General features: G+C 38.3%; 13 protein-coding genes. 1 reads left to right on the top strand and 12 read right to left on the bottom strand.

The genetic code is table 11. The features are described 5' to 3' along the window. Positions 1-103: 103 nt before the first annotated feature. Positions 104-607, top strand: a complete 504-nt coding sequence (locus V7K31_RS19380; RefSeq protein WP_335096199.1) for a DUF6174 domain-containing protein — start codon at positions 104-106, stop codon at positions 605-607. Positions 608-781: 174 nt separating this feature from the next. On the opposite strand, the gene V7K31_RS19375 is transcribed toward V7K31_RS19380, so the two are convergent. The 12 genes from V7K31_RS19375 to V7K31_RS19320 form a co-directional block, all read right to left on the bottom strand. Next, positions 782-1,321, bottom strand: coding sequence for a WcaF family extracellular polysaccharide biosynthesis acetyltransferase (locus V7K31_RS19375; protein WP_335096197.1), 540 nt, complete (start codon positions 1,319-1,321; stop codon positions 782-784). 214 nt (positions 1,322-1,535) lie between these two features. Continuing rightward, positions 1,536-2,510 carry an SGNH/GDSL hydrolase family protein gene (locus V7K31_RS19370; RefSeq protein ID WP_335096195.1) on the bottom strand — a complete coding sequence of 325 codons (975 nt, stop codon included), beginning with the start codon at positions 2,508-2,510 and terminating at the stop codon, positions 1,536-1,538. Positions 2,511-2,576: 66 nt separating this feature from the next. After that, on the bottom strand, positions 2,577-3,788 hold the full coding sequence (locus V7K31_RS19365; protein WP_335096193.1) for a glycosyltransferase: 1,212 nt from the start codon (positions 3,786-3,788) through the stop codon (positions 2,577-2,579). A gap of 31 nt (positions 3,789-3,819) precedes the next feature. Next, positions 3,820-4,995, bottom strand: a complete 1,176-nt coding sequence (locus V7K31_RS19360; RefSeq protein ID WP_335096293.1) for a glycosyltransferase — start codon at positions 4,993-4,995, stop codon at positions 3,820-3,822. 45 nt (positions 4,996-5,040) lie between these two features. Then, entirely contained in the window at positions 5,041-6,294 is a 1,254-nt protein-coding gene (locus V7K31_RS19355; protein ID WP_335096191.1) for a glycosyltransferase family 4 protein, read from the bottom strand. Beyond that, on the bottom strand, positions 6,254-7,681 hold the full coding sequence (locus tag V7K31_RS19350; RefSeq protein ID WP_335096188.1) for a hypothetical protein: 1,428 nt from the start codon (positions 7,679-7,681) through the stop codon (positions 6,254-6,256). The genes V7K31_RS19355 and V7K31_RS19350 overlap by 41 nt, the downstream gene beginning before the upstream one ends. A 148-nt stretch (positions 7,682-7,829) precedes the next feature. Further along, entirely contained in the window at positions 7,830-8,498 is a 669-nt protein-coding gene (locus V7K31_RS19345) for a class I SAM-dependent methyltransferase (protein WP_335096187.1), read from the bottom strand. A gap of 141 nt (positions 8,499-8,639) precedes the next feature. Continuing rightward, a complete protein-coding gene (locus V7K31_RS19340) occupies positions 8,640-9,770 on the bottom strand; it encodes a glycosyltransferase family 4 protein (protein WP_335096185.1) in 1,131 nt (376 codons plus the stop codon). Positions 9,771-9,781: 11 nt separating this feature from the next. Further along, a complete protein-coding gene (locus V7K31_RS19335; RefSeq protein WP_335096182.1) occupies positions 9,782-10,462 on the bottom strand; it encodes a class I SAM-dependent methyltransferase in 681 nt (226 codons plus the stop codon). 31 nt (positions 10,463-10,493) lie between these two features. After that, positions 10,494-11,585 carry a glycosyltransferase family 1 protein gene (locus V7K31_RS19330; RefSeq protein WP_335096179.1) on the bottom strand — a complete coding sequence of 364 codons (1,092 nt, stop codon included), beginning with the start codon at positions 11,583-11,585 and terminating at the stop codon, positions 10,494-10,496. A 94-nt stretch (positions 11,586-11,679) separates the two neighbouring features. After that, positions 11,680-12,462, bottom strand: a complete 783-nt coding sequence (locus V7K31_RS19325) for an FkbM family methyltransferase (protein ID WP_335096177.1) — start codon at positions 12,460-12,462, stop codon at positions 11,680-11,682. Positions 12,463-12,511: 49 nt separating this feature from the next. After that, a complete protein-coding gene (locus V7K31_RS19320) occupies positions 12,512-13,459 on the bottom strand; it encodes a glycosyltransferase family 2 protein (protein ID WP_335096174.1) in 948 nt (315 codons plus the stop codon). Between the last annotated feature and the right edge of the window lie 30 nt (positions 13,460-13,489).

Genomic DNA, 13,489 nt, shown 5'->3' with positions numbered 1-13,489 from the left:
GGTTTAAGTTGCTTGAGATTCTATCAAGCGGCAATTTTTGTCACAGAGTCTAAATCCCTGTTACAAAAGTTAATTACGAATTACGAATTACGAATTATTTAATATGCGTTTACCGATCATTATCAGTGCCGGATTATTGCTATCTTTTGGTCTGAACCTACCAGTAATGTCCAAATCTCCCATAGAGATAGCAGAATCGCCAGCGAGTAATAACTTGAATTTAAAACGATTAGAAAAGCGATTAGAATTTAATCGCCGTTTCTGGAATCGGCAAAATATTTCCAACTATGACTATACTTTGAGCAATAGTTGCTTTTGTATAGCCGACGCTAGGGGACCAGTAGTCATTAAAGTACGTAATGGTCAAACAACTTCCATCACTTCTGTAGCTACAGGTAAACCAGTTAATCCAGAATTCTTTCAAAACTACAACACAATTCCTAAGCTATTTGATGTGATTCAAGATGCTATCAACCGTCAAGCCTTCAGCCTGAATGTACGGTACAGTGCTAGATTTGGCTATCCAACCCAAATTGATATCGATTACAACAGTCAGATAGCAGATGAAGAAAAATATCTCACAATTGAGAATTTTAAGAAAATTTAATAGGGGGATCTGACTTTCGTAGAAAGCCTAAACCTCACCCCAGCCCTCTCCGTGAGTTCGGAGAGGGGGCAGGAATCTTGTTTCTCTATCTTTCTCCCCTGCCTCTTCGGTCAGCCGCTCCTCACCCAATTTGTAGTAAACTAAACTATGAGATGCGATCGCAAAAATTGGATATCAAAGCTTTCTCTGCTTGATAGGTTGAGCCGGATTACCTGCATAAATAGTCATTGGCTCTAGTGAGCTTCCAGTCACGCCACCTAAAGTCAGTACTGCTCCCCGACCAACAGTAACTCCTGGACCAATTACCGACTTGGCAGCAATCCAACTACTCTCTTGAATATTGATTGGAGCAACAATTAATTTAAAATCGGGATGATTCCAGTCATGATTTCCAGTGCAGAGATAGACCATTTGAGATAGACAAACATGGCTTTCGATGGTGACAAAAGCGAGGTTATCTATCCATACATTTTCCCCAATCCAAACAAAATCACCAATGTATAACCGCCAGGGAAATTTTACCCGGACTCCAGGTTTGATGCGGACACCTTGACCGATTTTAGATCCAAAACTGCGGAGTACCCAAATCTTAAAAACTGAAAATGGTAGCCAATAACTTTCAACCAAAGGCGACCCAACAAAATACCAAAAAAGTTGCTTCCAGAATGTTGCGCCTGGAGTATAGTTACCAATAGTATATTGATCTAGACGCATATGGTGGGTAAGCAAGGTAGGTTGAACAAGAATTCAATCAGCTAAAAGTCAGAGTGTCGGAAACCAGCGCTCTGACTTTTCAAGATAGTGAGGGATATACCTACCACCAAGGATAAGGGTAGCGATCGCCTTGGCTCTGGGTATGTGAAAATCTGAAGTAATTATAAATAGGTGTTATATCTGCTGTTGCTAGAAAACCCTTACTAATGATTTTTTATTGCTTGTAATAAATCGGCGATATCTGCTGAAACAGTAAATTCGCTAAGGCTTGATTCCCTACCTCATTTGGGTGTATGCCATCTCGAAATAAGGTTTCCACTTTTTTACTAGGCAACGTTGACCACTCGGACTCAGCGTCAATTAAAGGAACCTGTAAAAACTTTAACTGCTGAATAAATTCCAATTTATATTTAGGTGGATTGTTGGAGGGAACTAAGTTAGAAAGTTCCGGTACGAACAATACAAAAATAGGAATTTTTTGAATACGCACTAGCTGTACTGTAGTTTTTAGGATCTGCATATTCTGTTGGAACTGGCGATCGGGTTCAACTGATGAAGCAGTTAACGGAAAATCAGAAGAGACAGAGCCAATTTGAAAAATGTTTAATAACCTTGGCCAAGTATACCGAGTCCAAGCTTCTTGAATTGCCAACAGTGGAGGATGAGTAGGAAAATTAGGGTCATTTCCTACAGGTGCGCTAGTACTTGTGGGTTGAGCTAAATCGTTTGTACCAATTTCGAGAATGACAACATCACTATTAAAAGTACCAAATTCACGTAAATATCCTAAGTGGTTGCCAATTCCCCAGGAACCAGCAGAGGCATTAAGGACTTCTACAGGATGTTTAGCAGCCAATAATTTAGACTTAAAAATCTCAGTAATTATTTGCTGTTGATCAGTAGGACTACCACCATTAAGAATGGAATCACCGATCATCAGAATTCTTACTACTCCTTGGGGCTTTTGGGGATTAATTGGCTCTGAACGCTGGGAGTACTGGTTATATTCTATTCTTTTACGAAAACGAAATAATTTTTGATTTGCTTGAAAGCGATAACCTGTATAAGGATCTGCTTGACTTAATACCGGATTACCTAGTCCGAGCAGAAGTCTGAAAAAAATTTCAGCAATTATTATAGCAATTATTATGTAAATGAGTGTTCTATATTTATGAAAAAATTTCTTCATTAATTTCTACGAACCTCGTTTTGATCCAATTTTTCATATTCAATCAAGCGTAATAATTTCATATATCTAGATTTTTGCACTTGAGTCTACAAGATATTCTGGTAAAAGTTTTCTTTCAATAATCGCATGATAAACAGAGGTAAGATTTTGAGCGATCGCTCCCCAGGAATATTGCTGTTTAACAAGCTGTTTGCCATTCTCGCCTTGCTGTTGTCTCAGATTAGGAGATTTGAGTAACAGCGCGATCGCTTCTGTCAATGTTTCAAGTGTACCCTCAACAACCAACCCAGCTTGGGCAGCAGCAACTTCTGGAGAAATTTGAATTCCTGGAGTTATAATCACAGGCAATCCAGCCGCCATTGCTTCAGCAACGGCGATACCGAAATTCTCGGAAAAAGATGGTAAAATAAACATATCTGACCCTTGCAGCAGCAAGTCTTTCTCTTGCCCCATCACAAAACCAGCAAAGGAAGTTTGCTGTGAGATGCCAAGGGATATTGCCAGGTTTTTTAGCTCAGTTTCATATTCTGGTTCCCCTGAACCCGCTACAATTAGGTGAAAATTATAGTTTTGTTCTACAAGACGGGCAAGTGCCTGTAGTAGTAGGTCTGGGCGTTTTTTGTAGTGAAGACGAGAAAGAAACAGTATTACGGGTGTTTCTGTAGAAATTCCATAAATGTGTCGTAGTTTTTGTTTGGCATCGGGTAAAGGGTGAGGGATATTCACCCCAAGAGGTAAAGTGAGAACGGGTGTTTTAACACCGAAGTTACGGATATCTTCTGCTTCACCAGCAGATGTAGAATGAATAACAGCCGCACGATTTAGATTATGATGCTCAATCAGCCGACTATAAACCTGTTTCTTCAGACGACTTTGAGCTAGTGCCCAAGGTGACAATTGACCCATTGTGCGAACTAAATAGGGGATTCCTTGCCAACGGGCGATCGCCGCAGCACAAGTAGGAGCATAGGAAAAAAGATAGTGAGTTTCCACTAGGTTATAATTTCCCATGTGTTCCCAAAGCCAAGGTGCTAACTCAGGGGAAAAGATATATTCTTTGATTCGGCGGGAAACACGGGGGAAAAACCAGATTGGCACTTCTTTATACTCAATACGCTGACGAAGAGGGACATCCAACAAAGTATTTCCATCATCATTGGTGGTGACAATTTCAATATCTAACTCACACTGGCGCAAGGCTTTGGCCAAGTTTATAACAACTTCAGTAGGCCCGCCCATAGTCAGACTGATGGAGGGTATGACTTGTAATATCTTCATCTATTTTTTAGGTTAATTTTGTTGATCAACTTCACCAGGTAGTCGGTAGTAGTTTAGTTTGAATTAACTCAGCCAGAGTTTGTTGGAACTGTTCAAATCCAAATCTGGCAATCACTTGCTCGCGTAAAATTTGAGGTTGATAGAGGATAGGGTGAGGATAAGTACCTCGTAAGATTTGAATCAGTGTTTGGGCGATCGCATTTACATCATCAGGATTCACCAACACACCTAACTCCCCATTACAGAGGGCATCAACTGCACCATCTTGATTCCCTGCTAAAGTTGGTTTGCCACAAGCCATAGCTTCCAAATACACAATTCCAAATCCCTCTCCTTTACTAGGCATGGCAAAAACGTGGCAGAGATTGTAATAGTCACAGAGTTCTGAATCTGGTATAAATCCTGCTAGCGTTACACAATCGCGTAAGTTTAATTGAGAAATTAGTTGCTCAATTCGGGGGCGATCGCTTCCTTTGCCTACTAAGATGTAATGAGCATTGGGAATGGCTAGGCGAATCTTAGGCATTGCTAGTAAGATTTGGTCGTAGCCTTTGTAGCGTTCACTATTGTCTAATCGAGTTACGGTCAAAATGATTGGCTGTTCAAGAGTTAAGCTATGGCGTTCTAGTAGATATTGCGGCTTCGGAGCAATTTGGAAGCGTCTAGCATCAAAAGTAACTGGTAAAAGTTCAATCTTATCTGGATCTAAATTATGCTCATTAATTAGGCGATCACGGGTATAACCACTAATTGAAATTATTTTTTCAGCAGTATATAACGCTTTTGTTTTCCATGTATTTTGAATTTCCCAAGCATCAACACCATAAACAATAATTCCATAAGGAATACCCGTAAACTGATGAATAAAAAATGCTAAAGGAGAAAAATTAATATGCCCACATAAAATAAAACTTGGACGATTGATTAATGTTTTTGTAATTAATTTAAAAGTAAAGTGCGCTGTTTGTAACACACTAGGCAAATGACCGCTAAAAGTAAATGAATAATTGTTTGAATTGAATTTATCTACAGGTTTATTTCTGTCTAGCTTATCTAAAATACATACAGATAAGTTGGGTAGTGCTTCTTGTATAGCCTGGAGAACATCCTGGAGATAAACCTGAATACCACCCTTAAATTCAAACAGGTTAGGAAACCAAAGATGCAGAGACTCTCGCTTTGCAGATTTTAGCTTTTCAACATTCATTATTTGCATATTTATACCTCTAAAATTTTATGCTTAGTTAAGTATTTAGTAATTGATAATTTCCTGAACTCGACTTGCCAATCTCTGGCAGTACATACCCCAGTTCAACTCTTCAGCTTTGCGTCGGGCAGATCGCCCCATTTCTACTAACTCTTGGGGATGAGAGTAGCACCACTCTAGTTTTTCTTTGAGTGCTTCCACATCTCGAATGGGAATAATAAACCCTTCCACCCCATCGGTTAAAATATCAGGGCCTGCTGTGTTAGGCGTGGTAATTACAGGAATGCCACAAGCCATCGCTTCTAGAAGTACCAGTCCAAAGCCTTCTACTAAAGAAGGAAACACAAACACATTGGCATTACTGTAATATTGATTCAGCGTAGTATGGGGTACTGATGGGATGTAATTAACTCCATCAGGAAGTTGGGAAAGCCAGGTTTCTGGAAATTCGTTCACTCCTACTAGCATTAACTCTGCCTGGGGAAGTTGTAGTTCTTCCCATGCTTTGACGAGGTAATGAACTCCTTTGCGAACACCGACGCGACCGACAAACAAGGCACGAAAAGTTTGATCTAGTTTGGGTTGGGGTTGAAAATAATCAATCGGTGCGCCGTAAGGGATAACCGTAATTTTGTCAGGACTAACCCCTTCCCTGAGTAAGGATTGCTGGGTAATGGAAGAGGCCACAAAAATATGATCTGCCAGCGCCACTTCTTGCTCCTTGCGTCTCAACTTCCAGTCAGGTTCTCGTACTGCTTGCAGTGATGCAGACAGTGCTGGGAACCGTTCAGCCTCCTCTTGCTGAATTTCTCGCGCCATGCGGTAGAACAGGATAGGCAAGTCGTACAGGCATAAAATTCCCTGTTGCTTGGCAATCTTAAAGGTAGTAGCAGCCCCATCTTCATAAGCATAAACTGCTGCCAGACCCTGGAGGTGATGCTTGGCAACATGGCGATCGAGAGAAGCATAAACCCAATCTATAGGACCTTGAGAACCGAAGCCAAAACGCCTACTGAGTCCAGTTTTTACTAAGATCATCCGCATTGCTTCACTCCAAGGGTGCGATCGCATGGCTACACCGTTTGGAGGAATCCAGGTACGCCGCCCTAGTTCATTAGCAATAGAATTACTAATTTGAGCCGGAAGCAGCTTTAAGTAGTGGCTGATACTTCCTTCTGGGTTATAGGCAATGGTTGTAATCACCTCCCGCAGCAGACCGACTTCTCCTAGTGCATTCGCTGCCTGACGGACGTTAGGATTACCTGTAGGATGTATGAGGGTGATAGGTATCTGGACCATTGAAGTATTCCTGTTGTTGTTTCCAGTTCTCTATCTGTTCGAGTCGGGGTAGAAGGAAAATAAATCCTGCTAGGAACCAGTAGTAGACTAAGAGAGTATGGTTGAACACAACCCGATCAGTAAATAGAAGCGCATGAATCAAAAAAGCTGACAGCGCTAGCTGTCGCAACAGAGGGCGCTTTAATTTCAGGAATGTGCGCCACAGTAGATAAATGAATATGAGTCTCAGCAAATACCACAAGAAAAAACCTATAGGACCAATTTCCAGAACTATTCGACCCATTTCCGACTCATAGTAGACAGGAATGGTCTCTCCTAGAGGTAAATTTAGAATCCTACGCAATACTGAAGTTGCTGGATGAGTTGCGCCTGGACCATAACTATCCAGTCCTTTTAACTTTATAAATTCAAAAGGCTCAATGAAGATTCCCGAAATGCGACTAGATACATCATGATTGGAATTGATGCGGAATAGTAAAGAATTGATAGCAGACTGAAACAAAGTGACAGTCACAACAGCTATGGTGATAATAGGCACTGTAAACTGTTTGATCAAGGGAACGGCTGTTTTCAGATTAGTTAGTAACTGTCCCCCAAAATAACTAATTAGAAACAGGATTTCAGTGAAAAAAAGACCACGAGCGCCGGTCATAAACGAGGTGCCACTAATTAGTAGTAATTCTGCGATTGTTGCCCAACGCCACCATCGAGATTGCGGAACTGCTAACAGGGGAACTAACAATCCAAAGGAAATAATTGCATAAACTGAATAGCCACTAATGTAGGAAAAAGTGCCTGTGACACGAACACTCGTGGAATTTCCATCTCCAAAAGTTGCAATATTTTGTTTTATATCTTGGGCATAGGTGTTGAGGGGACTTGAAGGGGGGCTAAAGAACTGTGCTACTGCCAATAGCGCTACTGGAATGACCAACAGCAGGTAGGATCGTAGAAATCTATATAATTCTTCTTCTGAACGGAAGAGATTGGGTAACATCCATATTAAAGGAATGTATAATAAGTATCCTCTTATTCCAAAAATAGCAATAATTGGAGAACCCAAGCTGGGATTAAAAACTTGTAACAGACACCAAGCTGTTAATAGCAAAATCACCGAAGCGATAGTTTCAGCTCCCGAATTGCCTTTGATACGAAAGGTTTTTTCAGTAGATGAGAAAATGTAATAACGAAGATAAGCCCCTATAAGTACAATATCTTTCAAAAAATAGATGAACTGACTGGCTTCGGGTAGAACCCATTTCCGTAAAGCACCTTCAATTACCACTAAAACTAGTATAGTTTTTATAGAAGTCCGCCAGTTTTGAGCAGAAAGATAGAGAATAACTATAATGGCAAAGGGAGCTAAAACTCCAATATACTCTTTCACCGAATTACTGCCTCAATTACTTCTAAATTATTTTTCATAACTCTTATACAATGTGACGAATTAAAACAGTTATTGGGTTAATACCCTCTGACATTAACTTGTATCCAGTGTAGTCTACATAGTCTAGTTACTCGAAATAACTATATAGTTAATAACTGGTTATTCGTTCTGCAACAGTTAACAAGGAAGGATATGATCTTTTATATTTTCCAAACAATGCTGATAGCTTAATTAACTGCAAATTTGGAATTTGGGAAGCCATTGTTCTTAACAGAAAAGGATTATATAAGTAAGATTGATGAATTGGTCGCCAACCACAGTGAAATAGAAGGTTTGTTATATTTTGAAATGTCCAACATTGAAAGTGCTGGTCGGAATCAGGTTGTAAACTTGGATTCAAATTCGTTTCAATAGGTAAAATTAAAAATAATTTACTATTAGGTTTTAAGTATTGGTGGAATTCCTTCAAATCATTAGCGGGTTCTGGTGAGTGTTCTAGAGAATGAGAGGATATCAGGTAATCAAAACAGTCTAGAGGAATAGATTTTCGGTTACTTGTAGCATTTTTCCCTTGACGACGGAGAAAATCAACTGCAAAGTCTGATGGATCAAAAAAAGTTACATTTTTCAGAGAGGCAGTAACCTGTCCTAAACCACAGCCATAATCTAACGTAGATAGTTCAGGTGAAAAACCTAATTTTTGAAAAATTGCATATTTCCAGTAATTTGAAAGTATCTCATAATAATCATTGTCATTCAGGAGAAAACCGTAGTGAGATTTATAATAATCTTGATCATAAAAATTAAGGCTCTGCATAGTTAAATTTCCTCATAAAAAATGTTTGATCAACATGGGTATAACGCTAAGTTTAGTCATAAATTATCTCTAATTTACAATATATATATGTTTTTTTTATAACTACTTGCCCCTAATCATGAGAATAAATTTTAATATATTTCATGTATATTTATTAATTACTTGGGCATAAATTTCTACATATTTTTCTGTAAGTTTAACTTCATCAAATATTTCAAGCCTAGTATCAGATAATTTTAATTGTTGTTGAGCTAAACTTTCTTCAGAAAGAATTGTCTTCATACACTCATAGAGTGCATTAATATCTCCATTTTTGAACTTAAGACCAGCATTGCCAACACATTCTGCAAGACCTCCAGACTCAGAAACAATAACATTCTTACCTGCTGCAAGTAATTCTAAGGATACTCCTCCCATTGGTTCTTCATAAGCTGAAGGAATAATCCCAATTTTTGCAGTACTAATAATATCAGTTAGTTCAGAACCATACTTATGTCCTAGAAAAGAGACATTAAGCTCCAAGTTCAATTTATTAACTATTTCTTCTAACTTGGCTTTCATGTTTCCAGAGCCTACAATTGCAAGACTTTTATTTTCGTATCCAGGTGTTATAATTAGTAATTTAAATGCTTTAATTAAATCAGGCAGACCTTTTTCACTGACTAAACGGCCAACATAAATAAAGTCATACTTCCAGCTATTATTAATTTTTTTGGCATTTTTAAAGCGATTAATTGGGTAGGGTGTATAAGCAACAATCTGGTTTTTCAAGGGTTGCCGCTTTGCAACCCAGTAAGTTGCTGCAATGTTCAAATCTACGTGATTTGCAACGTAACGCCTTATCCCAAGTTTTAGAGACTCTTTTAAGCCATGAAATAAACCTTTCTTCCGAAAGTGGTAAGCCAGAGATGCAAGGGGAGTGATTGGCGCTGGTTCACCATCCACCCATCCTAATCCATCCACACAGCAAACCTGATATCCGTTGTGTGTCCAAATAAATGGTTTATTACTGAATTTAGCAAAAGGATACAGAGCAACGCTTGCACCGTTAGAGTGTACTATATCGAATTCACTAGTTAATGCGAGTCGCTCTTTCCAAGTTGGTTGTCGTATAACTTTATAACTATTGTGTTCATCAGTATTAGTAGGAGTTTCAGTGATAACTGTACATTCATGACCCAGCTGAATGAGATTTGCAGCTAATGTTGCACTAATAGTTTCAATACCACCCAGAGAAGGGAAAAAAACTGAGGAGTATAGTAAAATTTTCATAGTTGAAATAATTAGGGTTTGTAAGCAATAGTCAGTAAATTATCGCTGTAGCGTAAACCCTTAAGTAGTCCTCCTGAAATTTGTTGCCATTTAAATTGAGGAAGTTTGGGAATACCTCCAAGATTAGTAAAAACAAATGTTGGCTCAGAAAAGCCCACTTCGCCTAAAATGCGCCGAATATCTTTGCGAAGAAGCGCTGTAATGTGCGCTGGATAGCAAGTATCGCTGAAAAGTACAAAATGTCCTTGTAGGAGGAGAGCAATTAAAGCTCGCCAACTTTCATTATTAGGTGTGCTAAAAATTATAATTCCATTAGGACGTAGTAATCGAAACCATTCTCTGATAGTTGCTCTGGGATTTTCTAGATGTTCAATAACCTCAGCAGATACAATAACATCAAATTGTTGGCCAGGTATATCTAGTGATTCATTAAGATCCCAGCTAATCCACTTAATTGAATCATCTATCCCGACAGGACGCTGCATCATGTCAGCAGCAGTAATAGAATTAAAGCAGTCTCGACTTGGAAGCAGTTGAGTTAAATTTCCTATACCTGCTCCAAAATCAAGACAATCACCTTGAATATTTAAGTCCTCTATTAATTCCAAAAAATTATCATATATTGGTTGGCTGCTAATGCCCCCACTAGCTATAGATGCAGCCTGTCTTTTGTTTTTCAAATTCAAATTCATCTTAGCTCCTATTAATTAATTCAGTACTTAATTACTTATTAAGTAGTTCAGCAAAAGTTTTAACAGTTATTGATAGTCTATGCGTTTGATACCATAAATAAGCATTGTCTGCGATCGCCTGCATCTCCCCGTCATTTCCTAACTCGTTCCCTTGATGATTAGGAACCCAATAATGCTTACCTGATTCTATACCATCAACTACTGAGGCATTACCTTTCGCATTGATAGGTAATAGTCGGTGGGCACAGTAAGAAGCAAAAATAGTTGACTTAGCTAAAAAATCGGGGTTATAGTTTGAGAAAGCAGCAACAGAATCTGCCAAAATATCACTCACCTTTTCGGGAGATTGCTGTCCTATTTCTAAGATAGGTATTTGAGTAATTGAGGATAAATTTATTCCCATAGAAGTTCCTATATCCCAAATTTCTTGAATGTTTAACCTCTGACAAACGTAGTCCAAAATGGCTTGAGACTCTCGGTAAACTCTTGCGCGGTTGGCAATACCTCCAAAGACAACTAACCTCTGCTGGCGTTCTAACAAAGGAAGTACTTTATCTGGTTCACCAATATTAGAAAAAACTGGGAGGAATGAAATTTGATCATGCTTGCCTCGGCTAATATTAGCAATTATTTCAGCATAAAGTTGTTTACTAGTAATACAGCGATCGCTCATTTGTGCCAAACGTGCTGCTAAACTTTTTTGTAGGGATGATAGCCAAAAAGCACTTGTCCAGGGTGGGCCAGAAGCAGAAATTTCGTGGAACATGGTAAGGAGCGATCGCTTGGGAAATAAACTTTTCCATCGCTGTAACCCATCGACTAACCAAACTGGACAGCCTCGTTGAGCATAGCCGTAGCCTACATAATGTAAAAGGATGCTGGATGAGCGATCGGTTGATAATAAATTTAGCAGTGCATCAGGAGAGCGATCGCTAATTTGGCTAACAGGAAATCCTTCAATTTCTGCTGCACCAGTCCAGGTAGTATCACCTATTATAAAATCAGTTTGAATATGAAAGTTCTTGCGAAGTTGACGAGCTAAATTTAGCGCATAGTCTCCTACACCATCAATTGCAGGAGGCAGTCGAGGGACAATAGAGATTACATTATTTAAATTGACCATCAGATGCTTTTAGACCAAATTTAGAAAATTTTAGCCTATACTATAATCTTTTTATAAAAATCTAAAATTAATTATAGGGAAAAGCATATCAAATTTACTCAGTCGCTGGTATAAGGGTGGCATACCATTCTCCTTTACCGATTGGTTTAAGTTGATAGCCACAGGATAGGAGTAATTCTTTTGCTGTCTCTGATGAAAGTCCTAATGCAGACATCCGTACTTTATTCTCCTCAAAAAAGATATGCTTTATTCTTTTTTCTTTAAGTAGTTGAGATGCGCCTTCCAATACCCATGTATCGGCTCCTTCTGTATCAATTTTTAACACGTTAATCGTTGGATATGAAGTCTTTGCCCAAAATTGATCTAAGGTAACAACAGGTACATTAATAGTGTTAATTTCATCTTTAAGAGACAAACCTCCCCATTCTGTTTGCTCATCGGACATGAAACTAAAAGGTAAATTACCTATTTCCTTTCCTAATGCAATATCATAAATATCTACACGAGGCTGAATATGGTTATTGATAATATTTTTACGCAAAGGAAATATATTTCTCGGAGAAGCTTCAAAAGCTATAACTTGATTTTCGGAATTTGTGGCAGCCCATAAACAGGAGTAATATCCATAGTTCGCACCCACATCTACAAATAAACCACCTTGTTTACCTAATGCAACAATTCTACGCGTGACTTCTAATTCATAAAAACCACAGAAAGCTATCACCTGGTGTCCCACGTCTTTTGGTTCAAGTTTTAACCTTGTATTTGGGGCAAATTCTAAAGATATAGAGTCAAACAAATGGGAAAATTTAGAAAATTCTTTTGAAAAGAAGCGATAGTATAACTTTTTTCTTAACCATAGGGGTTTAATTTGCATGAAAAAAAGCTGATTGTGCATAAGATTTAATTAAGGATCATTAAAATACTCACTCATCCAAATCTTTCCTTGATTCAAACCCAGCACACGTTGTTGATTTGGTTGCGTTGAAGCGGGAATAAGAACCTATCTTGAATACAAGTGGTCTTGCTAATAAGCCCCTAATAATAACTTTACAGTGCCAAACTGTAAGACCATTTCGAGAATGAATAGCAGCTAGGAACATTTTTACACATCCTAACAACACTTTACTTCGTTGTCCTAATTGTAAAGCTGCTTCCATTTCATCATAGTAAGCAAGAGACTGATACTCTTTGCTAATTTTTTTGAGTTCATTTGAGTTTGTCCAACTAGGAGGTTGTTGAGACATTAAAAGAAGTTTATCTCCTAAATTATAGTTGATTTTAGCTAGGTGATAATACCAAACATCTGGTGATTTACTACCCATCATACTGGAAGTATGAACACGGTAAAAGGTCAATGCTTTATCTATGTTGATTCCATGTCCAGCCGATTTAAGAGGATGAAAAAAAATTTCATTTTGGACTGGTATCAAAGAAAGTGCAGCAACACGATTCAGGCATAGAGTACTAGTATTTCCACCCCCATGAGTAATAAAATCTATAGCCTTGCCATTTGGATCTATGTAATACGTATTATTCTCTATGTATAAGTAACCAGATATAATCCAAGGGAGAAGAGTCAGTATCTTGTTACTGCTAAAATAGTCATCCGCATCCAATAAGCAAACATAGTCTCCTGATGCTTCACGAATAGCTTTATCTAAACTAGAACCAAATCCTTGATTTGGAGAATGCAGTACTCGAATACGATTGTGATAACTTTGACAAACTTCTGGGGTTTCATCTGTAGAACCATCATTAATGACTAAAACTTCTAATTCATACTCACCTGGTTCTTGATTGAGACAACTATCAATTGCTTGAGCTAAGTAACGACCATAGTTATAGCAAAGAATAGAACAAGTTATTTTCATTTATTGTCTTTTAGAAAAGCATTTATATTT

The organism is Nostoc sp. (assembly GCF_036917675.1).
In the GTDB taxonomy this organism is placed as follows: Bacteria; Cyanobacteriota; Cyanobacteriia; order Cyanobacteriales; family Nostocaceae; genus Nostoc.
The sequence above is the reverse complement of the archived record's forward strand: the minus strand, read 5'-3'. Positions and strand labels throughout refer to the sequence as shown.

Bases quoted from the DNA above. Each gene is read 5' to 3' on its own strand.
- V7K31_RS19380 (WP_335096199.1), top strand. From the start codon at position 104: ATGCGTTTACCGATCATTATCAGTGCCGGATTATTGCTATCTTTTGGT.
- V7K31_RS19375 (WP_335096197.1), bottom strand. From the start codon at position 1,321: ATGCGTCTAGATCAATATACTATTGGTAACTATACTCCAGGCGCAACA.
- V7K31_RS19370 (WP_335096195.1), bottom strand. From the start codon at position 2,510: ATGAAGAAATTTTTTCATAAATATAGAACACTCATTTACATAATAATT.
- V7K31_RS19365 (WP_335096193.1), bottom strand. From the start codon at position 3,788: ATGAAGATATTACAAGTCATACCCTCCATCAGTCTGACTATGGGCGGG.
- V7K31_RS19360 (WP_335096293.1), bottom strand. From the start codon at position 4,995: ATGAATGTTGAAAAGCTAAAATCTGCAAAGCGAGAGTCTCTGCATCTT.
- V7K31_RS19355 (WP_335096191.1), bottom strand. From the start codon at position 6,294: ATGGTCCAGATACCTATCACCCTCATACATCCTACAGGTAATCCTAAC.
- V7K31_RS19345 (WP_335096187.1), bottom strand. From the start codon at position 8,498: ATGCAGAGCCTTAATTTTTATGATCAAGATTATTATAAATCTCACTAC.
- V7K31_RS19340 (WP_335096185.1), bottom strand. From the start codon at position 9,770: ATGAAAATTTTACTATACTCCTCAGTTTTTTTCCCTTCTCTGGGTGGT.
- V7K31_RS19335 (WP_335096182.1), bottom strand. From the start codon at position 10,462: ATGAATTTGAATTTGAAAAACAAAAGACAGGCTGCATCTATAGCTAGT.
- V7K31_RS19330 (WP_335096179.1), bottom strand. From the start codon at position 11,585: ATGGTCAATTTAAATAATGTAATCTCTATTGTCCCTCGACTGCCTCCT.
- V7K31_RS19325 (WP_335096177.1), bottom strand. From the start codon at position 12,462: ATGCAAATTAAACCCCTATGGTTAAGAAAAAAGTTATACTATCGCTTC.
- V7K31_RS19320 (WP_335096174.1), bottom strand. From the start codon at position 13,459: ATGAAAATAACTTGTTCTATTCTTTGCTATAACTATGGTCGTTACTTA.